Annotated in this window: 15 protein-coding genes; 6 read left to right on the forward strand and 9 right to left on the reverse strand. The window is 72.3% G+C overall.

Features of this window, described 5'->3' with window-relative positions; all coding sequences use genetic code 11:
- Positions 1 to 92 precede the first annotated feature (92 nt).
- Positions 93 to 1,718 carry a cytochrome bc complex cytochrome b subunit gene (locus tag ACIQ6Y_RS01955; RefSeq protein WP_404031479.1) on the forward strand — a complete coding sequence of 542 codons (1,626 nt, stop codon included), beginning with the start codon at positions 93 to 95 and terminating at the stop codon, positions 1,716 to 1,718.
- Here the strand turns inward: ACIQ6Y_RS01955 and ACIQ6Y_RS01960 are convergent.
- The 4 genes from ACIQ6Y_RS01960 to ACIQ6Y_RS01975 form a co-directional block, all read right to left on the reverse strand.
- On the reverse strand, positions 1,667 to 2,098 hold the full coding sequence (locus ACIQ6Y_RS01960; RefSeq protein ID WP_404031482.1) for a cytochrome c oxidase subunit 4: 432 nt from the start codon (positions 2,096 to 2,098) through the stop codon (positions 1,667 to 1,669). The genes ACIQ6Y_RS01955 and ACIQ6Y_RS01960 overlap by 52 nt on opposite strands.
- Positions 2,095 to 3,654 (reverse strand): cbb3-type cytochrome c oxidase subunit I, encoded by a 1,560-nt coding sequence (locus ACIQ6Y_RS01965; protein ID WP_404033647.1) that lies wholly within the window; start codon positions 3,652 to 3,654, stop codon positions 2,095 to 2,097. The genes ACIQ6Y_RS01960 and ACIQ6Y_RS01965 overlap by 4 nt, the downstream gene beginning before the upstream one ends.
- Before the next feature lie 168 nt (positions 3,655 to 3,822).
- Positions 3,823 to 4,659, reverse strand: coding sequence for an isocitrate lyase/phosphoenolpyruvate mutase family protein (locus ACIQ6Y_RS01970; RefSeq protein WP_404031484.1), 837 nt, complete (start codon positions 4,657 to 4,659; stop codon positions 3,823 to 3,825).
- 41 nt (positions 4,660 to 4,700) lie between these two features.
- Entirely contained in the window at positions 4,701 to 6,146 is a 1,446-nt protein-coding gene (locus tag ACIQ6Y_RS01975) for an MFS transporter (RefSeq protein ID WP_404031487.1), read from the reverse strand.
- Positions 6,147 to 6,333: 187 nt separating this feature from the next.
- On the opposite strand from ACIQ6Y_RS01975, the gene ACIQ6Y_RS01980 reads away from it, so the two are divergent.
- From ACIQ6Y_RS01980 to ACIQ6Y_RS02000, 5 genes are all read left to right on the forward strand, one after another.
- Positions 6,334 to 7,395 carry an RNA polymerase subunit sigma-70 gene (locus ACIQ6Y_RS01980; RefSeq protein ID WP_404031490.1) on the forward strand — a complete coding sequence of 354 codons (1,062 nt, stop codon included), beginning with the start codon at positions 6,334 to 6,336 and terminating at the stop codon, positions 7,393 to 7,395.
- Positions 7,396 to 7,435: 40 nt separating this feature from the next.
- Complete coding sequence (locus tag ACIQ6Y_RS01985; protein WP_404031493.1) at positions 7,436 to 7,966, forward strand: SRPBCC domain-containing protein; 531 nt, start codon at positions 7,436 to 7,438, stop codon at positions 7,964 to 7,966.
- Positions 7,956 to 9,164, forward strand: a complete 1,209-nt coding sequence (locus ACIQ6Y_RS01990; protein WP_404031495.1) for an MFS transporter — start codon at positions 7,956 to 7,958, stop codon at positions 9,162 to 9,164. Before ACIQ6Y_RS01985 ends, ACIQ6Y_RS01990 begins: the two co-directional genes overlap by 11 nt.
- A 185-nt stretch (positions 9,165 to 9,349) precedes the next feature.
- A complete protein-coding gene (locus tag ACIQ6Y_RS01995; RefSeq protein WP_404031498.1) occupies positions 9,350 to 11,188 on the forward strand; it encodes an SIR2 family protein in 1,839 nt (612 codons plus the stop codon).
- Between the two features lie 102 nt (positions 11,189 to 11,290).
- Complete coding sequence (locus tag ACIQ6Y_RS02000; protein ID WP_404031500.1) at positions 11,291 to 11,599, forward strand: hypothetical protein; 309 nt, start codon at positions 11,291 to 11,293, stop codon at positions 11,597 to 11,599.
- A gap of 4 nt (positions 11,600 to 11,603) precedes the next feature.
- Here the strand turns inward: ACIQ6Y_RS02000 and ACIQ6Y_RS02005 are convergent, their stop codons facing one another.
- The 5 genes from ACIQ6Y_RS02005 to ACIQ6Y_RS02025 are packed head-to-tail and all read right to left on the reverse strand — an operon-like array spanning position 11,604 to position 20,023.
- Positions 11,604 to 14,288, reverse strand: a complete 2,685-nt coding sequence (locus ACIQ6Y_RS02005; protein ID WP_404031503.1) for an NACHT domain-containing protein — start codon at positions 14,286 to 14,288, stop codon at positions 11,604 to 11,606.
- Complete coding sequence (locus ACIQ6Y_RS02010; RefSeq protein ID WP_404031506.1) at positions 14,285 to 15,550, reverse strand: FG-GAP repeat domain-containing protein; 1,266 nt, start codon at positions 15,548 to 15,550, stop codon at positions 14,285 to 14,287. Before ACIQ6Y_RS02010 ends, ACIQ6Y_RS02005 begins: the two co-directional genes overlap by 4 nt.
- 34 nt (positions 15,551 to 15,584) lie before the next feature.
- Positions 15,585 to 16,526, reverse strand: coding sequence for a myo-inosose-2 dehydratase (gene iolE / locus ACIQ6Y_RS02015; RefSeq protein WP_404031509.1), 942 nt, complete (start codon positions 16,524 to 16,526; stop codon positions 15,585 to 15,587).
- Between the two features lie 9 nt (positions 16,527 to 16,535).
- The gene (locus ACIQ6Y_RS02020) at positions 16,536 to 18,230 is read right to left on the reverse strand and encodes a pyranose oxidase (RefSeq protein WP_404031512.1); all 1,695 of its coding nucleotides are present in this window, start codon (positions 18,228 to 18,230) and stop codon (positions 16,536 to 16,538) included.
- On the reverse strand, positions 18,227 to 20,023 hold the full coding sequence (locus ACIQ6Y_RS02025; protein ID WP_404031515.1) for a glycoside hydrolase family 15 protein: 1,797 nt from the start codon (positions 20,021 to 20,023) through the stop codon (positions 18,227 to 18,229). The genes ACIQ6Y_RS02020 and ACIQ6Y_RS02025 overlap by 4 nt, the downstream gene beginning before the upstream one ends.
- Positions 20,024 to 20,084 lie beyond the last annotated feature (61 nt).

Genomic DNA, 20,084 nt, shown 5'->3' on the forward strand with positions numbered 1-20,084 from the left:
TATCCGGCTTCGTTACGGGCTACCCACTGGCCGACGGGTCCTCAGCGCGAGCGGCTCGACGACGAAGGTGACGGTTCGATCGAGTGACCCTGTTGCGACGAAGCCGTGGAGACCGAAGCGGTCGAGGTGCGGCGCGGGAGCGGGCGGGCCGCGCCGCGGTCCGGGCGGCCGACTCTCTCGACGCGCGGCTGCCGGTCGGCGAGGGCGGGGGGCTGCTGCGCAAGGCGTTCCCGGACCACTGGTCGTTCTATCTGGGTGAGCTGGCGCTCTACAGCCTGGTCGTGCTGATCGTCACCGGGGTGTATCTGACGCTCTTCTTCGAGCCGTCCATGACCGAAGTGGTCTACGACGGCTCCTATGCGCCGCTGCGCGGAATCCTGATGTCGCAGGCGTTCGCGTCCACCGTGGACATCAGCTTCGACGTGCGCGGCGGGCTGCTGATCCGCCAGATGCACCACTGGGCCGCGATCGTGTTCGTCGCGGCGGCCGGGACGCATCTGCTGCGCATCTTCTTCACCGGCGCGTTCCGCCGGCCGCGCGAGGTCAACTGGCTGCTCGGTGTCACGCTCTTCGCGCTCGCCCTGGCGGAGGGCTTCGCCGGCTACTCGCTGCCCGACGACCTGCTGTCGGGGACCGGGCTGCGGATCATGCAGGGCATCGTGCTGTCCCTGCCGGTGGTGGGGACGTATCTGCAGATGTTCCTGTTCGGTGGCGAGTTCCCCGGCGAGGACATCATCGACCGGCTGTACGGCCTGCACATCCTGCTGCTGCCGGGGCTGCTCGTCGGGATCGTCGTCATCCATCTGATCCTGGTCTTCGCGCTCAAGCACACGCAGTGGTCGAGGCCGGGCCGGACGAACCGCAACGCCGTCGGAAAGCCGATGTTCCCGCAGTTCTCCGCCACGTCGGCGGGGCTGTTCCTCATGGTCTCGGGCGTGCTGGCGGCGCTCAGCGCGGTCGCGCAGATCAACCCCGTGTGGACGTACGGCCCTTACCGCCCGGACCAGGCGTCGACGGGCTCGCAGCCCGACTGGTACGTCGGCTTCCTGGAAGGGGCGCTGCGGCTGATCCCGGCGTGGGAGACGACGCTGGCCGGGCACACGCTGATGTGGAACGTCCTGCTGCCGGCGGTGGTGCTCCCGGGTGCGCTCTTCGTCGTCCTGTACGCGTATCCGTTCCTGGAGGCGTGGGTGACGGGCGACCGCCGTGAGCACCATCTGTGCGACCGGCCGCGCGACCGGCCCGTGCGCACCGGGCTCGGGGTGGCCGGGATCGTCTTCTACGGTGTACTGCTGCTGGCCGGCGGCAACGACGTGGTCGCCTTCGTGTTCCACATCCCGGTCGAAGGTCTGACCTATGTCCTGCGCGTGGCGGTGATCGTGCTGCCCGTGGTGGCGTACGCGGTCACCAAGCGGGTCTGCCTGGCGCTGCAGGAGGTGGAGGAGGAGCGGCTGAGCGAGGGCGAGGAGACCGGGGAGGTGCGGCAGTCGCTGGAGGGCGGTTACACGGAGGAGCGTCGCCCGTTGGCGGCCGAGGAGCGGTATGGGGTGCTGCACGGCAGCATGCCGGTGCCGGAAGGCCTCCCGGGCGGGCGGGTGCGGCAGGTGCTGGCGCGCTGGTACGGGGCTCCCTCGCGGCCGCGTGAGGCCGCGGGCCGGGACGTGGTTCAGCGGGCCTCGTCCACGTCCCCGTCCGCCGGGGAGCCGGGCGGCGAGTGACGCCCGGCATGCTCGAAGACCATGCCGAAGACCCCGAGACCCAGCACGCCCAGGCCCATCAGCAGCAGCCACACGCCGAAGACCACGCCGAGCGCCATCACGCAAGCGCCGCCCGCGACCGTGATCGGCCAGGGGCTGTCGGCGGGGAAGAAGTCCAACGGGCCGGCCGTGTCGGCCACTTCCGCGTCCTTGCGGTCCTGCGCGCGCAGCCCTCGCCTGCGGTACTGGACGGTGAGGAAGAACGTGACGAGGACCGCCATCAGGAACGCCACGACGAGCACGGCCGTGCCCGCGGGGTCCTCGGAGGCCCAGCCGTAGCCGGTGGCCGTCACCGCGAAGAAGACCGCCACTCCGGCGAAGAGCTGTGCCTCGGTCCTCATGACCGCGCCTCGCTTCCGGGGCTCAGTGAGTGCCACTCCCGTTCCGGGTGGTGCAGGTCGAAGGCGGGTGCCTCGGAGCGGATGCGCGGCAGGGCCACGAAGTTGTGGCGGGGCGGCGGGCAGGAGGTCGCCCACTCCAGCGACCTGCCGTACCCCCAGGGGTCGTCGGTCCCGACCGTCGGCGCGGTCCGTGCCGTCTTCCATACGTTGTAGAGGAACGGCAGCGTCGAGACGCCCAGCAGCAGCGCGCCCACGGACGAGACGGTGTTGAGGGCGGTGAAGCCGTCCGCGGCGAGATAGTCCGGGTAGCGGCGGGGCATGCCGGACTCGCCGAGCCAGTGCTGGACCAGGAAGGTGATCTGGAAGCCGACGAAGGTCGCCCAGAAGTGGATCTTGCCGAGGCGTTCGTCGAGCATCCTGCCGGTGATCTTCGGCCACCAGAAGTAGAAGCCGGCGAACATCGCGAACACCACGGTGCCGAACAGCACATAGTGCAGATGCGCCACGATGAAGTACGAGTCGGTGAGGTGGAAGTCCAGCGGCGGCGAGGCGATGAGCACGCCGCTCAGCCCGCCGAGCAGGAAGGACACCAGGAAGCCGAAGGCCCACAGCATCGGCGTCTCGAACGACAGGGAGCCGCCCCGCACGATGCCGATCCAGTTGAAGAACTTCACCCCCGTCGGCACGGCGATCAGGAACGACATCAGCGAGAAGAACGGCAGCAGCACCGCGCCCGTGGCGAACATGTGGTGCGCCCACACCACCGCGGACAGCATGGTGATCGCGATGGTGGCCCCGATGAGGCCGAAGTAGCCGAAGACCGGCTTGCGGGAGAACACCGGCAGCACCTCGGTGATGATCCCGAAGAACGGCAGCGCGACGATGTACACCTCGGGGTGTCCGAAGAACCAGAACAGGTGCTGCCAGAGGATGGCGCCGCCGTTCGCTGAGTCGTAGATGTGCGAGCCGAACGTCCGGTCCGACTCCAGGGCGAGCAGGGCGGCGGCGAGGACGGGAAAGGCGGGCAGCACCAGGATCGAGGTGAACAGGATGTTCCAGGTGAAGATCGGCATCCGGAACATCGTCATCCCGGGGGCGCGCAGACACAGGATGGTCGTGATGAAGTTGACCGCGCCCAGGGTGGTGGACACGCCCGTCAGCACCAGCCCCATCGTCCACAGGTCGGCCCCCACCTGGGGCGTGCGCACCGCCTCGTTGAGCGGCGCGTAGGCGAACCAGCCGAACGAGGCGGCGCCGCCGGGCGTGAGGAAGCCGCTGATCACCATCAGGCCGCCGAACAGGTACAGCCAGTACGACAGGGCGTTCAGGCGCGGGAACGCGACGTCGGGGGCGCCGATCTGGAGCGGCATGACCGCGTTCGCGAACCCGGCGAACATCGGGGTCGCGAACAGCAGCATCATGATCGTGCCGTGGATGGTGAACAGCTGGTCGTACTGGTGCCGGTCGACGATCTGCAGCCCCGGGCGCGCCAGTTCGGCCCGCATCAGCAGCGCCAGCACCCCGCCGAACAGGAAGAACCCGAACGCGGTGACCATGTACAGGTTGCCGATGACCTTGTGGTCCGTGGTGCGTGTCCACCGGACCAGCGCCCGCCCCAGGGGCGTGGCCACGGGGCGGTTCGGCCTCAGGGGGCTCTCCCGCAGCTCGGTCACACCTGTCCGCCTCTCCCGCTCCGACTCACCCGGGAGTACCGTATCGGGACATCACCTGCCCACTGGGGAGGAAACACCCTTGCCGGTCGACCGCACGTACGGGCTCTGGGCGCGGGCCACCGCCGTGAACAGGGCGGCGCCGTAGGTGTCGTACAGATGCCGTTGCAGGCCGGGGCCGAAGGTCACGCGGGCGACGCCGAGTTCGGCGAGGCCGTCCGGGGACAGCGGGCCGCCCGGGCCGTGGCCCACGTTGACGGGTCCGGGGATGCCCTCCACCAGGGCGCGGATCACGGTGGGGTCGGCGACGGCGATCGGGTAGACGCAGTCCGCGCCGGCCGCGAGATAGCGCGCGCCCCGGTCGAGCGCGGCGGCGAGCTGCTCGGGCGGTGTGCCCGCGCGGCGCAGGAAGCAGTCCGTGCGGGCGTTGAGGACCAGGTCGACGCCCTGGGCCAATGCCGCGTCGCGCACGGCGGCCAGGAACTCCGCCTGTTCGGCGGCGTCCACCAGCTCGGCGGTCCTCGGGTGCGAGTCCTCCAGGTTCAGGCCGGCGGCTCCCGTCGCGGCGAGGCGCTCGACCAGTTCGGCCGGCCGGAGCCCGTAGCCGCGCTCGAAGTCGACGGTCACCGGCACGCTCACGGCGCGGACCATCCGCGCGGCCGCGGCCAGCACCTCCGCGACCGGTGCGGCCTCCGCGTCGGCGTAGCCGAGCACCGCGGCCGTCGCGGCGCTGCTCGTCGCCACGGCCGGGCTTCCCGCCGCCTCGGCCGCCCGGGCCGACGCGGCGTCCCAGGCGTTGGGCAGCACCAGCGGGACGCCGGGCACATGCAGGGCACGCAGCCGGGCGGCCTTGTCCTGCGCGGTTTCGGCGGTGGTGTTCGGGGCGCTCACGGTGTTCTCCGTTCGTCGGTTGTGGGGTGTGCAGAAGTGCGTCAACGTGCCGGAGCGCTCGTGCCGTTCGCGCCCGTCGCCTCGGTGTGCACGGCCCGGCTGCGGGGACGCAGGGGTGCCGCGCACAGGCCGGCCGCCAGGGACAGGGCGGCCGCGGTGGCCAGGGCGGGCACGAATCCATCGGTGAAGGAGCGCGGGGAGGCATAACCGCCGAAGGCGGCGAACACCGCGACGAGCACGGCCACTCCGAACCCGCTGCCCAGTTGGCGGATCGTGCTGTAGGCGCCGGAGGCCTTGCCCATGTCCGGGCCGGACACCGCGCCCAGGACCGCCGCCTGGGTGGCGGGGATGACCATGGCCACACCGGCGCCGGACAGGATCATCGGCGGGACCATCGCGGCGTAGGGCATGCCGGGCGCGGCGATCAGGGCGATCCACGCCATCCCGGCGGCGTGCAGCAGCGAGCCGGTGACGATGAAGGGGCGTGCGCCGATGCGCGGGATGCGGGTGCCTACGAGGCGCGGCACGACCATCGTCACCGCGCCCCACGGCATGAGCCGCAGCCCCGCGGCCAGCGGGCCGTGGCCGAGGGCGTCCTGGAGGTACTGAGCCATGAAGAACACCGCGCCGAACGCCGAGGCCGAGCCGAAGAAGATCGCGGCGTTGCCGCCCGCGAAGGAGCGGGAGCGGAACAGGCCCAGCGGCAGCATCGGCCGCTCCGCGCGCCGCTCCCGGGCCACGAACCCGGCGAGCAGCACCGCGCCGAGGCCGAGGGCGCCGACCGTCTCCGCGCTGCCCCACCCTGCGGGGTTGCCGCGGACCAGGCCCCAGACCAGCGCGAACACCGCCGCCGCGGCCAGCACCAGGCCCGGCAGGTCCAGCGCGGCCCGCGGGCCGTGGCTCTCCCCCACCCGGGCGAGGACGGCCACCGCGAGGACGGCGACGGCCGGGAGGTTGAGCCAGAAGATCCACTGCCAGGAGACGGCCTCGACGACCAGGCCGCCGAGCAGGGGCCCGAGGGCCACCGACGCTCCGACGACGCCGGTGAAGACGCCGAGCGCCTTGGGCCGCAGGGCCGGCGGGACGGCCGCGCCGAGCAGCGCGAGCGCCAGCGGCATCACGGCCGCCGCGCCCGCTCCCTGCACGGCGCGGGCGGCGATCAGCTGCCCGATGCCCGTCGCCAGGGCGCACCCCGCGGACGCGAGGGCGAACACCAGCAGGCCGACGACGAACGTGCCGCGCCGGCCCAGCCGGTCGCCCAGCGCCGCGGCGGGCATCATCAGAACGGCGAAGGTGAGGGTGTAGGCGTTGACCGTCCACTCCAGCTGCTCCACCGAGGCGCCCAGGTCCGCCCGGACCGAGCTCAGCGCCGTCGCGACGACGAGCGCGTCCAGGCCGACCAGGAGCGCCGCGACGGACGTCGTGCCCAGCAGCCAGCGCTGTGAGCCGCTCCAGCCTGTGCCGGAGGAGGGTGCGTTGGTGTTCATGTGGCTCCATGTGTCGGTCGCTCGGACGTTCCACCCCTTCCGACCCCGGCCGCTCCACGGACGGAACGGTGACGTGCGTCACACCGCGGCACCGGTCGGTTTCGCTCGCGCGCGGTGTCGATACGTGTGATGGCCGTACGGCCCCGTCGAAGCCGCCCGCGTGCAGCGGGGGCACGAAGGAGCGAGCGTGAGCAAGGCACCCACGGCGAAGGCACCCCCGCCGGCCGACGACCGGGCCGACGGGCTCGGGGCCGAGGCGGACTTCCGCGACCTGGTCACCGCCCACCGGGCCCAACTGCACCTGCACTGCTACCGGATGCTGGGGTCGCTGCAGGACGCGGAGGATCTCGTCCAGGAGACCCTGCTGGCGGCCTGGCGCGCCCGGGGCTCGTTCGAGGGCCGGGCGTCGCTGCGCACCTGGCTGTACCGGATCGCCACCAACCGCTGCCTGAACGAACTGCGCGACCGCTCGCGCAGGCCCCGCGTGGCTCCCGCGGCGGCGTCGCTGCCCGAGCCCACGCGCTATGCGGAGCCGCTGTGGCTGGAGCCCTATCCCGACGCGCTGCTGGAGGCCGTGACGGACGGCGAGGCGGGCCCTTCGGCCCGGTACGAGCTGCGGGAGGAGGTCGGTCTGGCCTACCTCACCGCGCTGCATCTGCTGCCGCCGCGGCAGCGCGCGGCCGTCCTGCTGTGCGACGGGCTCGGCTTCTCCCTCGCGGAGACCGCGGCCATGCTGGGCGGCACCGACACCTCCGTCAAGGGAGCCCTCCAGCGGGCCCGCGCCACCCTGCGCACCCGGCCGCCGTCGCGGGGCGAGCGTCCCTCGGCCGGCTCCGCGCAGGAGCGGCGGGTCGCCGAGCTGTTCGCGCGTGCCGTGGAGGCGGGCGACATCGACGGCATCGTCGCGCTGCTCACCGACGACGCGTGGCTGAGCATGCCGCCCCAGCCGCAGCAGTACCAAGGTCCGGCCGCCATCGGGGAGTTCCTGCGCGACCGCGCGCTGCGCCGGGGCTTCCACTTCGCCACCCTGCCGACCCGCGCCAACGGCTTCCCCGCCTTCGGCTGCTACCGCCCGGACGCCACCGGCTCCCCCGGCGAGCCGTACGGCCTGCTGTCCCTCGCCCTCACCCACGACCGCGCCCGCGGGGAGGCCCTCGTCACGACCCTCACCTGGTTCTGCGACACCCGCCTGCTCGCCGCGTTCGGGCTACCGGCGCCGGACGGGCCGACCGCACCGACGTTCGGGTGACAGCACCGGCGGCGGGGCACGGCACGGGTATGGCTGGTCCATGACCATGCAGAACGCGATCGACTGGCCCGAGCGGTTTCTGCCCGGCACCGGCGACAACTTCGTGTCGAACGAGGTGATCGTCGAGGGTGTCACCGCCGCGCGGGTCTGGCCGTACCTGACCGACACGTCGACCTGGGAGTCGTACTACGACGCCGTCACCGATGTCGCCTTCCCGGAGGGGGACGGGCCCGTGCTGAAGGAGGGCCTGGTCTTCACCTTCGAGCCCGTCGGCGCCGGGGCCGTGCGCACGCAGCACGCGCGGGTCGTGGCGTGCCGGGCGCCGGGCGAGGGTGCGCCGGGCCGGCTGTCGTGGACGGCCGGGCAGGACGGGGCGCCCGAGGAGCGGCTGGAGGTGCTGCACGCCTGGCTGGTGGAGGATCTGCCCGGCGGGCGGGTGCGGGTGCTGACCCAGGAGACACAGATCGGGCCGCCCGCGGTCGAACTGGCTCGGCAGGTGCCCGATCCGATGCTGAACCGGCACCAGGCCTGGCTGCGGGGCCTGATCGCGGCCGCCTCCGATGGACGCTGACCGGCCCGGCCTGCGCCGGTGCCTGCTCGCCGGCGCCGTGTTCGCCGTGTGCATGGCGGGCACGACGCTGCCGACCCCTCTCTACGGCCTGTACCAGGAGAAGTTCGGGTTCTCCGAGCTCACCGTCACCGTCGTGTACGCCGTCTACGCCTTCGGGGTCATCGGCGTGCTGCTGCTGGCGGGCAACGCCTCCGATGCGGTGGGCCGACGGCCCGTGCTGCTGTGGGGGCTCGGGTTCGCGGCGGCGAGCGCCGGCTGCTTCCTGGCCGCCACCGCGCTGGGCTGGCTGTTCGTGGGGCGGCTGCTGTCGGGTCTGTCGGCGGGGCTGTTCACCGGGGCCGCCACCGCGTACGTGATGGAGCTGGCCCCGCGCGGTAGTGCCTCGCGGGCCACGTTCGTGGCGACCGCGGCCAACATGGGCGGCCTCGGCTGCGGTCCGCTGCTGGCCGGGGTGCTCGCGCAGTACGCCGAGTGGCCGCTGTATCTGCCGTTCGTCGTGCATCTGGCGCTGGTGGCGTGCTCGGCCGTCGTCGTGCTGCTGCTGCCGGAGACCGTGCGGGAGCGCCAGCCGCTGAGTGCCGTACGGCCGCAGAAGCCGGGGCTTCCGGCGCCGGTGCGGGCCGTGTTCGGGCCGGCCGCGGCCGCCTCCTTCGTGGGGTTCGCGCTGTTCGGGGTGTTCACCTCGGTCAGCCCGTCCTTCCTCGCCCAGTCCCTGGACGTGCACAACCGGGCGGTGAGCGGGCTGATCGTCGCGCTGGCCTTCTTCGCCTCCACCGCCGGGCAGCTGGCCGTCGGCCGGGTCGGCGTGGGCCGCTCGCTGCCGCTGGGCTGCGCCGCCCTGCTCGCCGGACTCGGGCTGCTGGCGGGCGCGCTGCGCTGGGACCTGCTGGCGCTGGTGGTCCTCAGCGCGGTCGTGGGCGGGGCCGGGCAGGGGCTGGCGTTCCGCGGGGCGCTGTCCGCGGTGGCCGAGGCGGCTCCGGCGGACCGGCGCGCGGCCGTGGTCTCGGCCCTGTTCGTGGTGGCGTACGCGGGCATCTCGGTGCCGGTCATCGGCGTGGGCCTGCTGGTGCGGCCGCTCGGACTGGAGGGCGCGGGGCTGGTGTTCATCGCGGTCATGGCCGTGGTGGTGTCGGCCGCGGGGGTCTATCTGCTGCGCCGGCCGGTGCTGCCGGCGACGGAGGCTAGCGGGGCGCGTTAGGGGGCGTAAGGGCGCGTGCGCGGGCCCGAGGTTCTCTACGGGACGAGGTTGCCGACGGGACGGGCCGAGGTTCTCTACGGGACGAGGTTGCCGACGGGACGGGCCGAGGTTCTCTACGGGACGAGGTTGCCGACGGACGGGCCGAGGTTCTCGGCGGACCTGGGTTCTCTACGGACAGGGAGAGCATGAGCGACGCAGGCAGGCTGCCGGCCGCGGCGGTGCGGGGGCTCGATCCGCTGGTCTCGCTCGCGATGTGTGTGCAGGCCGGGCCCGGTGTGTACGCGCTGCTGCTCGGGGCGGGCATGTCCCGGGACGCGGGTGTGCCCACCGGGTGGGAGATCGTCACGGACCTGGTGCACCGGGCGGCCGTCGCCCGAGGTGCCGACGAGCAGCTCGCCCTCGCCGATCCGGAGGCCTGGTGGGCACGGCACGGGGACGGCGGTCCGCTCGGCTACTCCACCCTGCTGGAGGCGCTCGGGGACACCCCGGCGGCCCGGCACGAGCTGCTGCGCGGGTACTTCGAGCAGGACGACGAGGACCGGCGAGACGGGCTGAAGCAGCCCGGTCAGGCGCATCACGCCGCGGCCCGGCTGGTGGCGGGGGGCTGGGTGCGGGTGGTGCTCACCACGAACTTCGACCGGCTCACCGAGCAGGCGCTGACCGCGGCGGGGGTGCAGCCGCAGGTCGTGCACAGTCCCGAGAGCCTGCGCGGGATGACCCCGCTGGCGCACGCCCCGGCCACGGTCGTCAAGCTGCACGGCGACCTGGCCGATCTGGAGGCCCGCAACACCGAGCACGAGCTGGCGGAGTACCCGGCGGCGTGGGCCGGCCTGGTGGACCAGGTGCTGGACGAGTACGGGCTGATCGTCTGCGGCTGGTCCGCCCAGTGGGACCAGGCGCTGGTGTCCTGCTTCGAGCGCCGCGTCAGCCGCCGCTACCCGGTGTTCTGGTCCGCCCCGTACGGCGTCGGAGGCACGGCCGCCGAACTCGTCGCGCGGCACGGGGCCGTGCTGGTGGACGGCCTGACGGCGAAGGAGTTCTTCCCCGGGCTGCTCACCCGTGTCGAGGCCCTGGCCCACCTGACGGAACCCGCGCCGACCCGGGAGGTGTCGGTGGCCCGGCTCAAGCGGGCGCTGCCCGATCCGGTGCGGCGGATCGAGTTGCACGAGCTGGTGGACGCCGAGGCGCTGCGGGTCGTGGAGCGCCTCGCGGACGGCGACCGCTATCCGCCCGGCGAACCGCCCTCGGACCCGGAGGCGTACCGGGAGCTGCTGGAGCATTGCGGCGGTGACTGCGACACGCTGCTGCATCTGCTGGCGTCGGGGGTCTTCCACGACGAGGGCGGGGTGCACGGGCGGGTGTGGGTGCAGGCGTTGCAACGGCTGCTGAACGTGCGCGGTGGCGCCCCGCGCCTCTACCCGGCGCTGCTGGCCCTCTGCGCCGCGGGCACCGCCGCCGTGCTGGCCGGCCGCGACGAGCTGCTGGGCCGGCTGCTGCTCGAACCGGTCCTGGCGCAGGGCCCGGTGGCCCCGGCCGGCTCCCGCAGGACCGGCATCGAGCCGCGGCCGGCCGTGCTGGTGCTGCGCACGGCGGACGTCCTCGGGCCGGCCGAGCGGGTCAACGCCCTGCTGGGCGAGCCCTATTCGCCGCAGCTCGTCGAGACGTCGTACAGCACCTGGTTGCGTGAACGGCTGCGGACTGTGCTCGCGGAGCCTGCGGTGGACAGTGACCGCACGCTCTCCGACGCGTTCGACAGCTACGAGTACCTCATGGCCCTCCTTCAGGCCGACCTGGCGGAAACCCCCGAGACGGCGGGTGAGTTCGCCCTTCCGGACCGCTGGGACGGCGAGGGCCGCCTCCGCGTCGCCGTGCGCGTGCAGTCCCGCTTCTCCGAGGACTGGCCCATGCTGCGCGGCGGCGCCTTCGCGGGCGAGCTCCACCGGGCGCACACGGCCGCGGCGGTGGTGGACGTGCTGTGCGCCGAGCGGTACGAGGAGGTCGCGCGGCAGGCGCCGTTGCGGTGACGTACCGTCCCCTTCCGGTGGCGGAGAGTCAGCAGCCGACCTAGCGTTTGAGTCAAGTTCCGCATATTCCAGCGGAATAGACCGGACGAAAGGGTGACCGACATGACGGACATCGCCGCTGACAACAGCTTCACGATCACCATGTGTGACGTGCCTGTGCACCTGCCTCACCGGGACGATGGTGTGTGGACCCTGCGGGAGGTTCTCGCGTGGGCGCCCGAGAACTCCGACTGGCATCTGAAAAGGACCTGCATCAGTGGGTGCAGCGGCAAGGGCGGCTGCTCCATGCTCCCACCGGGGACCATGCTCGAAGTCACCAGCGACGACGCCATGGAGATACGGTTCATGGCCCCGGCGGAAGTCGAAAGACGCCGTGCGCAGGGCCTCCTGTGGATGAACGACGAGGCATGAGCGGTCAGGCCCGCACGGCACCGGTGCGGGCCACGCCGCCGACCGCGGCGGGATCGGTGACGATGCGGTCCTGGAACTCCGCGTGGCAGAACTGGTAGACGGGTCCGACCCGCCTCAGGACGCTGAGCGATCGGGCATCCTCCATGAACGACAGGGGATGACGCGGCAGTCGTCTGGCCGCGGCGAGCCGCAGGCCGGTTTCCCGGTACGCGAAGTACGCGGTGCCGGAGACGGCCAGCAGCCCCGCGGCGAGCCCGATCGCCACATTCGCTTCAAAGGTCTCCAGCCCGTGCGCGACAACAGCGACGCCCGGGACGTCACTGCTCGGCAACTGCCCCTCCAGCGTGATGAACCACTTGAGCAGGGGCGGCACCAGGGCGACCCCCATCAGCGCGGCGGCGGCCGTGCGCTCCCCGCGCAAGGTGGACTGCGGCGTCTCCTGTTCGAGGTCGGCCGGCACGCGGGCCCAGCGCAGTACGGCCAGCGCCAGACCGAACAGAATGCCGAAGAACGCGCCGAACGCGCCGCACGCCACGGTTCTCGTCCACAGGGGCACCCACGCCTCCCATGTCGACACGAAGCACAGGACGACCCCCAGGGGGACACCGATCAGCAGTCCCCTGCCGACGCAGCCGGGGATCAGCGCCCCCAGGATGCGGGCAGGGGCGCGGACGTCCAGGCGCGTCGGCCGCAAGGAGCCGCCGGACAGGTTCAGGCCCGCCATGACTCCGGTGATCAGCAGGAAGACTCCGGCCCGGAAGGTAGCGCGCCGGCTGATGAAGGCCACGTCCTCGGACGGCGTGAGGAACGAGACGTCCGTGACGGGTCGGCCGATCACCTGCCGCAGGGGCATGTAGACGAGGAGTCCGGCCGCCTCGGCGCCCACCCAGAACAGGCAGACGAACAGCAGGATGCGGCGCACCTGAGCTCCACGCTCACCCGGCCCGCGCGAACGCGGTCGCAGCCGTCGGCGCACCGCCCCCGCACACAGCGCGCCGAGGGCCAGCAGCACCATGAAGACGGCCCAGGCGAGGCCCGCCTTGATGCCTGTGTAGGGCGGCACGGTCACTTCGATGTCCGTGTCCGCGCGTTCGACGGCCTCCGCCCAGTACTCGAGGACCATCCCCATCACGACGGCCGCCGGGAGGACGACGGCACATCCGGTCCCGACCCGCCGCAGCATGTCCCGGACAGCGCCCGCCCCCGACGCCTCGCCGTCGCGGCCGGTGAAGGAGAGCCGGATCATCGCCGTCGCCGCGACGGCCGTGCACAGCGTGATGACCACGAAGCAGCCGAATCGCGCGAGCGGCGACAGCGCCCAGTGGAAGTGGTCCCCCGCCATGCACGCCGCCCCGAGCCCGATCACCGCCCCCGCCACCGGCGCCGACAACGGCCCCGCCGGATCCTGGGGCAGCGCGCGGTGCAGTTCCCACCACGCGATGTCGTCCGTGCCCTGCCGTTTGATGTGCGAGGCGAGGAAGGACAGTGCCGTGCGGGCGTCGTCCGGGCTCCAGCGGGCCGCGGCCGTGCGGCGTGCGTCGGGGACCGCGGGGTCCAGGGGCACCGTCTCCGCGGAGAAGACCGCCGGGACCAGCGCGTCCAGCAGATGGTGCTGGAGGCTCTCCGCGTCGGGGTGGTGGGTGAGTTCGGTCGGGTCGCTCGCCGGTGAGGCGTAGACGGTGCGGGCGAGCCAGACGTTCAGCGGCACGGACAGGGCCTGGGCGACGGGGCCGTCGGGACGGCGGGTGAGGTCGTCGAGGACCGGCTGCCAGGCGGCGATGCGCCGGGGCGGTACGACGCTGCGCAGATAGTCGGCGACGTCCGCCGCCTCCACGGGGGCCGCGACGACCACGGCGGCGGCGGTGACCACATCGGCGTCCGCGACCAGCCGGTGGTACTCGGAGCGCCGCGAGGTGAGGATCAGCGGGCCGTGCACGGCGATGGCGTGGTTGAGGGCGGTCAGCGCCCTCGGCCGCAGCTCGGCGGGGAGTTCGTCGAGGCCGTCGAGGACGGGCAGGACCCGTCCCTCGGCGACCAGTTTGCGGGCCGCGCTCCGGCCGTAGGTCTCGTCGTTGCGCAGCGCCGGATAGTCCTCGTGGATGCGGCGGGCGATCCAGTCCAGCAGGGGCTCCCTGCGCGGGTTCCACGGCGCGAGGTCCAGCAGGACGGGGACGGGCTCCCCCGGTTCCGGGTACCGCAGGAGTTCCGTGACGAGGAGGATCGCGAGGGCCGTCTTGCCGGCGCCGGGGTCGCCGAGGACGACCAGGCGCCGGCGGGGCAGGGCGCGGTAGGCGGCGGCGAACGCGCGGATGTCGTCGCTGCGCCCGGACAGGGTGCGGCCGACCATCCGGACGTGGTCGCCGGCCTCGGTCTGGCCGCTGCGCCAGCGCACGGCCAGCGGGTGCGGGTCCAACAGGCCCTGTGCGGCGGCCTCTTCGGTCCACTGGCGGCGGACCATGGCGGCGAGTGCCTCCGCCGCCTGGTCCAGCTCGGTCCGGGTGGCCGGCGTGGCGGGCCGCGAGCGGTGGTACGACCAGCTGAACAGGCCGACGGTGGCCGAGATCAGCACGCTCATGGACGCGGCGGCCGTCTCGGCGTTCGCGCCGATGACGACGGCCACCACCGTGGCGAGCGCCATGACCGCGACCACGCCGACCGCCCAGGGCCACCGCGCTCTGCTGCGCATCATGGCTGTCCGGCTTCCTCGGCGTCGTCGATGGCATTGCGGAACAGGCAGAGCTTGGCGTCCTCGGCCAGGAAGTACTTGTCGACCTTGTACGCGATGGTCGCGAAGTCCAGCCGGCCGTCGCCGTTGAAGTCGCCGATGGCGATCCGCGCGGCACTGTCGGAGGACACCCGCCACTTGACGAAGACGCCGGCGGCGACGTCCAGGCACTTGTAGTAGAAGACGCCCTGCCAGGGGCGGGGGCCGCGCAGGGCGACCAGGAACTCGTCGTCGCCGTCGTTGTCGAAGTCGGCGCAGACGATCTGGTGGCTGGGGCCCTCGCCGAGCTCGTTGGGGTCGCCGAACACGTCGAGGACGATCCGCCGCCAGGTCACCTCGGTGACCAAGGTGCCGGGCTCTTCCTTGATGTACGCGGCCACGGTGTTGCCGTGGAAGGGCTCGGTGGCCACGACGTAGGCGTGCGGGTCGTCGCCGATGCGTCCGGCGCCGACGTCGCCGCTGCCCTTGAAGCCGGTCGCGTCGAACCGCTCGTGCTCGCCGTCGCCGATGTGCGTGGTGGTGAAGCGGTGTTCGCGCTCGTCGTAGTGGAGCCAGTTCACGCCCTCCTCGGAGGCGAGCAGGATCGAGTCGAGGTGCTCGCTGCCGGGCAGTGGGTTCTGCTGGATCTCCACGCCGTGGATCATCCGGAAGTGGGCGTCGTCGAGGATCCGCTTGTCCCAGGGCTGGCGTACGTCGTTGTTGGGGCTGAACAGCACGACGGGCACGAGCGCGTGGACGTGGTGGGCGCCCACGGTCGGCAGGGCCATCAGCTCCAGCCTGCGGGTCTGGGTGAAGTGGCCGAGGCGCAGCCGGTGCATGGCGGTCTCGCGGCCGATGTAGTGGCGCTTCCAGCGGGTCTCGGTGTCGAACTTGCCGGTGTTCTCGATCCAGTCGATCTTCCCGCCCTCGGGGTCGGGGTCGTCGATGCGGCCGCGTGCGCCGTACAGCTCGTAGCAGACGACGATGTCGGGGTGGCCGTTGCCGGAGATGTCGCCGAAGTGGGCGCCGATCGGCATGTGGAAGCCGTCGGCGACCAGGCGCTTGCGCCAGCCGGGGTTCTGGTACCAGTACAGCTCGCCGAGGTAGAGGCCGTGGCCGACGAGGTCGGGGCGGGTGTCGCCGTCGATGTCGGGGGCCTCCAGCCAGTAGCCCTCGATGAGGTCGTCCTCCAGGACCTCGCGGGTGAACCGGGGAACGCGTATGCCGAGCGGGGTGCTTGCGCCCATGGGGGTGCCTTCCGAGTGCGGTGGGGGGTGTGGGTCAGCCGAGGGCCCGGGCCAGGTAGGTGTGGGCGGTCCGGGCGTAGTGGAGCGGCGGGTGTCCGCCGTGCGGGTCCTGTTCCGCCTCCACCACCAGCCAGCCGCGGTAGGACTCGCCGGGGCGGAGGAGCTTGAGGACGTCGTCGAAGTCGATGTCGCCGTCGCTGTCGCCGGGCACGGTGAAGATGCCGGCCTCGACGTACTCGCGGAAACTGCCGTCGGCCAGAGTGCGGTCGGCGCGGACGCCGCCGCGCACGTTCTTGAGGTGGACGTGGGTGATCCGGTCGCGGTGCCGCTCGACGACCTCCGTCAGGTCGGCGCCCGCCCAGGTGAGATGGCCGGTGTCGAGGAGCAGACCGACATGGCGCGGGTCGGTGTCGCGCATCAGCCGGTCGAGGTCGCTCTGGGTCTGCACGCCGGTGCCCATGTGGGGGTGGTAGGCCAGGGTGAAGCCCTGTCCGGCGACGATCTCGCCGATCTTGTTCAGTCCGTCGGTGAGGTCGGCCCACTGCTCGTCGGTGAACTCCGGCTTGTTGCTGCGCAGACTGAGCTGCTGCAGGTGCACGGACCGGCCGAACTCGGCGACGCCGATGGTGCGCGTGGGCACCGGGGGGTCGCCGGCGTTGAACTGCTTGAGGAACTCCAGCACCTTCAGCAGGTCGCGGGCGGTGCGCGCCGCGCCGTCGGGCACGGTGAAGTACGAACTCACCCAGGGCTCGCTGACGCTGAGGCCGCGCAGATGCATCGCGGCGATCAGCGCGTCGACGTCGGTGGTGAAGGTGTGGCCGATGCTGCACCCCTCGAAGCCGGCGAGCGCGATCTCGCTGAGGCACTGCTCCATGGGGATGTCGTTGCCGAGGAGCGGGAAGTCGTCGTTGGTCCAGCAGGTCGGGGTGATGCCCAGGTGGATGCCGTCCGGGCGCGGGGCGTGCTGTGCCGGCATGGTGGGTCCTCAGTGTCCGGGGTGGCCCTTGACGATGGTGTCGGCCGCGTGCAGGGCCATGGCGACGCTGGTGAGGGTGGGGTTGGAGGCGTTGCCGAAGGGGTGCAGGCCGTTGCCGCCGAGGTAGAGGTTGTCGATGTGCCACACCTTGGAGTACTCGTCGACGACGCTGTCCAGGGCGCTTCTGCCCATGCGGGTGGTGCCCGCGATGTGCAGGGGCAGGCCGGGGGTGAGGAAGACGGGCTCGGAGCCGGGCATGAACCCGCCGAGGGCGGCCGCGGTGTGCAGCATGTGCTCGTTCATGCGGTCGCTCGCCTTGCGCTCGGCCTCGTCGAGCCGGAAGTGGAAGGTGGGCTGCGGCATGTCGAAGGTGTCGCGCAGGCTGCGGGAGAAGGTGACCTTGTTCTCCGGGCGGGGCCGGGAGATGCCGAACCAGCGCAGGTCGACGATGAGCCGCGGGTCGACGTTCGGCGGTACGGCGCCGTAGGTGAAGGCGTCGCGGTGGATCTGGCAGTGCCAGGGGCGGTGTTCGCTCACCAGCAGGGCGAGGTTGGGGTCGCGCTCGTCGGGCGGGAAGGGCACCGGGTCGGCGCACTTGTCGCCGGAGTGCAGCCTTTTCAGCTGGGCGGCGCGGTAGCGGGCGACGCGGTCGGCGGCGGCCTGGCAGGCGGCGTCGTCCGCGGAGGTGCACAGCAGTTCCTCGACGTGGTCCATGTGCCGCTGCTGGAGCACCACCTGGCAGAAGGACATGGGCTGTTCGGTGAGATAGCGGCCGAGCGCGGGCAGGGTGACACCGGAGCTGAACAACAACTGCGGTGTGGGGACGGCCCCGCACGCCACGACGTAGGTGTCGGCGCGCAGCCGGATCTCCTCGCGCACGTCGCGCAGATCGCGTACGACGGCGTACTGGACCTTCTGGTGCTTGCCGGAGCCGGTGATCTCCAGGCGGACGCACTGGTGCTCGGGCAGCAGGGTGAAGGAGCCGCGCGGCGGGGTGTGGGCGGGGTCGGCCAGGTCGCCGAGGACGGTGTCGGCGGCCGACCAGGTGACGGCCTGGGTGCGCGCGGAGTCGGCGCGGTCGCGGACGGCGAGGGGCAGTTCGGTGACGTCGGCGAACTCCTCCCCGGCGTCCTGGAGCACGCGCTTGACCAGCAGGTGCCGGGCGGAGTCGGCGAAGACGGAGGTGGAGCGGGCGAGCAGGGACTCGGCCTCGTCGTAGAGCCGGTCCATCTCCTTGTCGTCGATGGGGTAGGCCTGTCCGCCGTACTGCCGTTCCACCTCGGGGTGGAAGCGGGGCACCGCGCAGGTCCAGTGGGTGGCCATGCCGCCGACCGCGTAAGTGGCCGCCGCAGCAGGGAGGTTGAGGTGCTTACGCTGTTCCGGGTTCTGGTTGCGCAGCGAGAAGCCGGCGTATTTGTCCGGGTCGTAGGAGAACGCGGACGGGTCGAGGGTGAGCACCGGCTCGCGGTTGGTGGCGGTGGACAGCGGCAGCAGATGGCCCTTGATGACCGAGACGAACAGGTCGATGTTCTTCTGGAACAGGTAGCTGTTCTTGAGGTGTTCGCCGTAGCGGCGGGACAACTGGGCCCCGGCGTCGATCATCAGGACGCTCCGGCCGGCGTCGACGAGCTTGCGGGCGAAGGCGCAGCCGACCGGGCCGCTGCCGACGATCAGTACGTCCGCCTCGGTGACGTGGTCGTTCATGGACGTCCTTTCGAGGTGATGTCCGCGGTGCCGCTCAGCCACAGCGCGCTGTTGACGAGGCCGACCATGCTGAACGCCTGCGGGGTGTTGCCGAGATGGCGGCCGGTGGCCGGGTCGTACTCCTCGGCGAGCAGCCCCACGTCGTTGCGCAGGTCCAGCAGCCGCTCGTACAGCTCCCGGGCCTCCTGACGGCGGCCGGTGCCGTGCAGGGCGTCGGCGAGCCAGAACGTGCAGACCAGGAACGTGGCTTCGCCGCCGGGCAGGCCGTCCACGCCGCCGTCGGCCTCGGGACGGTAGCGGCGCAGGAAGCCGTCCTCGCTCAGCTCCCGGCGTACGGTGTCGACGGTGCCGCGGACCCGGGGGTCGTGCCAGGGCAGGAAGCCGACCCGGGGCAGCAGGAGCAGGGCGGCGTCGACGCCCTTGGAGCCGTAGAACTGGGTGAAGGTGCCGCGTTCGGCGTCGTAGCCCTGGGAGCAGACCTCTTCGTGGATGCGGTCGCGCAGTTTCTCCCAGCGGTCGACCGGGCCCCAGCGGCCGTGGTGCAGCACCGAGCGCACCGCGCGGTCGACGCCGGCCCACGCCATCACCTTGGAGTGCACGAAGTGGCGGGGCGCGCCGCGGACCTCCCACAGGCTGAGGTCGGGCTCCTGCCAGTTGCTCTCCAGGAAGTCCAGCAGGGCGAGTTCCATGTTCCAGGCCGGGCCGCCGGCGGTCATGCCGGCCTCGCGGCCGACGTAGAGGCATTCGAGGACCTCGCCCCACACGTCGAGCTGGAACTGCCGGGTGGCGGCGTTGCCGACGCGCACCGGGCGGGCGTTCTCGTAACCGTCGAGCCAGTCCAGCTCGTACTCGGGCAGCCGCCAGGTGCCGTCGAGGCCGTACATGATCTGCAGGTCGGCAGGGTTTCCTGCGACCGCGCGCAGCAGCCAGTCGCGCCACTGGGTGGCCTCCTCCAGATAGCCGGTGCCGATGAGGGCCTGGAGGGTGAACGTGGCGTCGCGCAGCCAGCAGTAGCGGTAGTCCCAGTTGCGGGTGCCGCCGGGCTGCTCGGGCAGGGAGGTGGTGGCCGCGGCGAGGATGCCGCCGGTGGGCCGGTACGTCAGAGCCTTGAGGGTGATCAGGGAGCGGCGTACGGCGTCGTCCCACATCCCGCGGTAGCGGCAGCGGCCGGTCCACTCGCGCCAGAACCGCTCGGTGTCCTCGATGGCGGACAGCGCCTCCACGGGCCGGGCGGGGCTGACGAAGTGGGAGGGCTTGTACGTCAGCACGAAAGGCACCTGCTGTCCCGCCTCGACGGTGAACTCGGCCCGGGTGGTGAGGTTCTCGCCGTACACCGTGACCGGGGTGTGCAGCCAGAACGCATCCGGTCCGGCGACCGCGCGCAGCCCGCCGCCCGCGCGGTACACCCACGGCACGATCCGGCCGTAGTCGGGGCGCAGCCGCAGGTCCATCCGCATGGTGACCCGCCCGCTGAGGCCCTCGACCAGACGCACCACGTCGGCGGCCTCGCCGCGCAGCGGCATGCAGTCCACGACGCGTACGCCGCCCTCCGCGGTGTGCCACTCGGTCTCCAGGATCAGGGTGTCCTCGCGGTAGCGGCGCCGGGTCGCGGGGCCGCCGCCCGCGGGGGCGAGCAGCCAGCGGCCGGCGCTGTCGTCGTGCAGCAGCGCGGCGAAGCAGGCCGGCGAGTCGAACCGGGGCAGGCACAGCCAGTCGATCGACCCGTCGCGCCCCACCAGCGCGCCCGACTGCAGGTCACCGACGAAGGCGTAGTCCTCGATTGCGCTGACCATTCCGACACTCCCTCGGCAGCCGTCGGCGCTCCGCGCGGGCGCACGGGACGACAGCGGCATA

It is taken from the genome of Streptomyces sp. NPDC096205, from assembly GCF_044763135.1.
Taxonomy (GTDB): domain Bacteria; phylum Actinomycetota; class Actinomycetes; order Streptomycetales; family Streptomycetaceae; genus Streptomyces.

Bases quoted from the DNA above. Each gene is read 5' to 3' on its own strand.
- ACIQ6Y_RS02005 (WP_404031503.1), bottom strand. From the start codon at position 14,288: ATGATGCGCAGCAGAGCGCGGTGGCCCTGGGCGGTCGGCGTGGTCGCG.
- ACIQ6Y_RS02020 (WP_404031512.1), bottom strand. From the start codon at position 18,230: ATGAACGACCACGTCACCGAGGCGGACGTACTGATCGTCGGCAGCGGC.
- ACIQ6Y_RS02010 (WP_404031506.1), bottom strand. From the start codon at position 15,550: ATGGGCGCAAGCACCCCGCTCGGCATACGCGTTCCCCGGTTCACCCGC.
- ACIQ6Y_RS01960 (WP_404031482.1), bottom strand. From the start codon at position 2,098: ATGAGGACCGAGGCACAGCTCTTCGCCGGAGTGGCGGTCTTCTTCGCG.
- ACIQ6Y_RS02000 (WP_404031500.1), top strand. From the start codon at position 11,291: ATGACGGACATCGCCGCTGACAACAGCTTCACGATCACCATGTGTGAC.
- ACIQ6Y_RS01995 (WP_404031498.1), top strand. From the start codon at position 9,350: ATGAGCGACGCAGGCAGGCTGCCGGCCGCGGCGGTGCGGGGGCTCGAT.
- ACIQ6Y_RS01985 (WP_404031493.1), top strand. From the start codon at position 7,436: ATGACCATGCAGAACGCGATCGACTGGCCCGAGCGGTTTCTGCCCGGC.
- ACIQ6Y_RS01990 (WP_404031495.1), top strand. From the start codon at position 7,956: ATGGACGCTGACCGGCCCGGCCTGCGCCGGTGCCTGCTCGCCGGCGCC.
- ACIQ6Y_RS02025 (WP_404031515.1), bottom strand. From the start codon at position 20,023: ATGGTCAGCGCAATCGAGGACTACGCCTTCGTCGGTGACCTGCAGTCG.
- ACIQ6Y_RS01975 (WP_404031487.1), bottom strand. From the start codon at position 6,146: ATGAACACCAACGCACCCTCCTCCGGCACAGGCTGGAGCGGCTCACAG.
- iolE (WP_404031509.1), bottom strand. From the start codon at position 16,526: ATGCCGGCACAGCACGCCCCGCGCCCGGACGGCATCCACCTGGGCATC.
- ACIQ6Y_RS01965 (WP_404033647.1), bottom strand. From the start codon at position 3,654: ATGGTCACCGCGTTCGGGTTCTTCCTGTTCGGCGGGGTGCTGGCGCTG.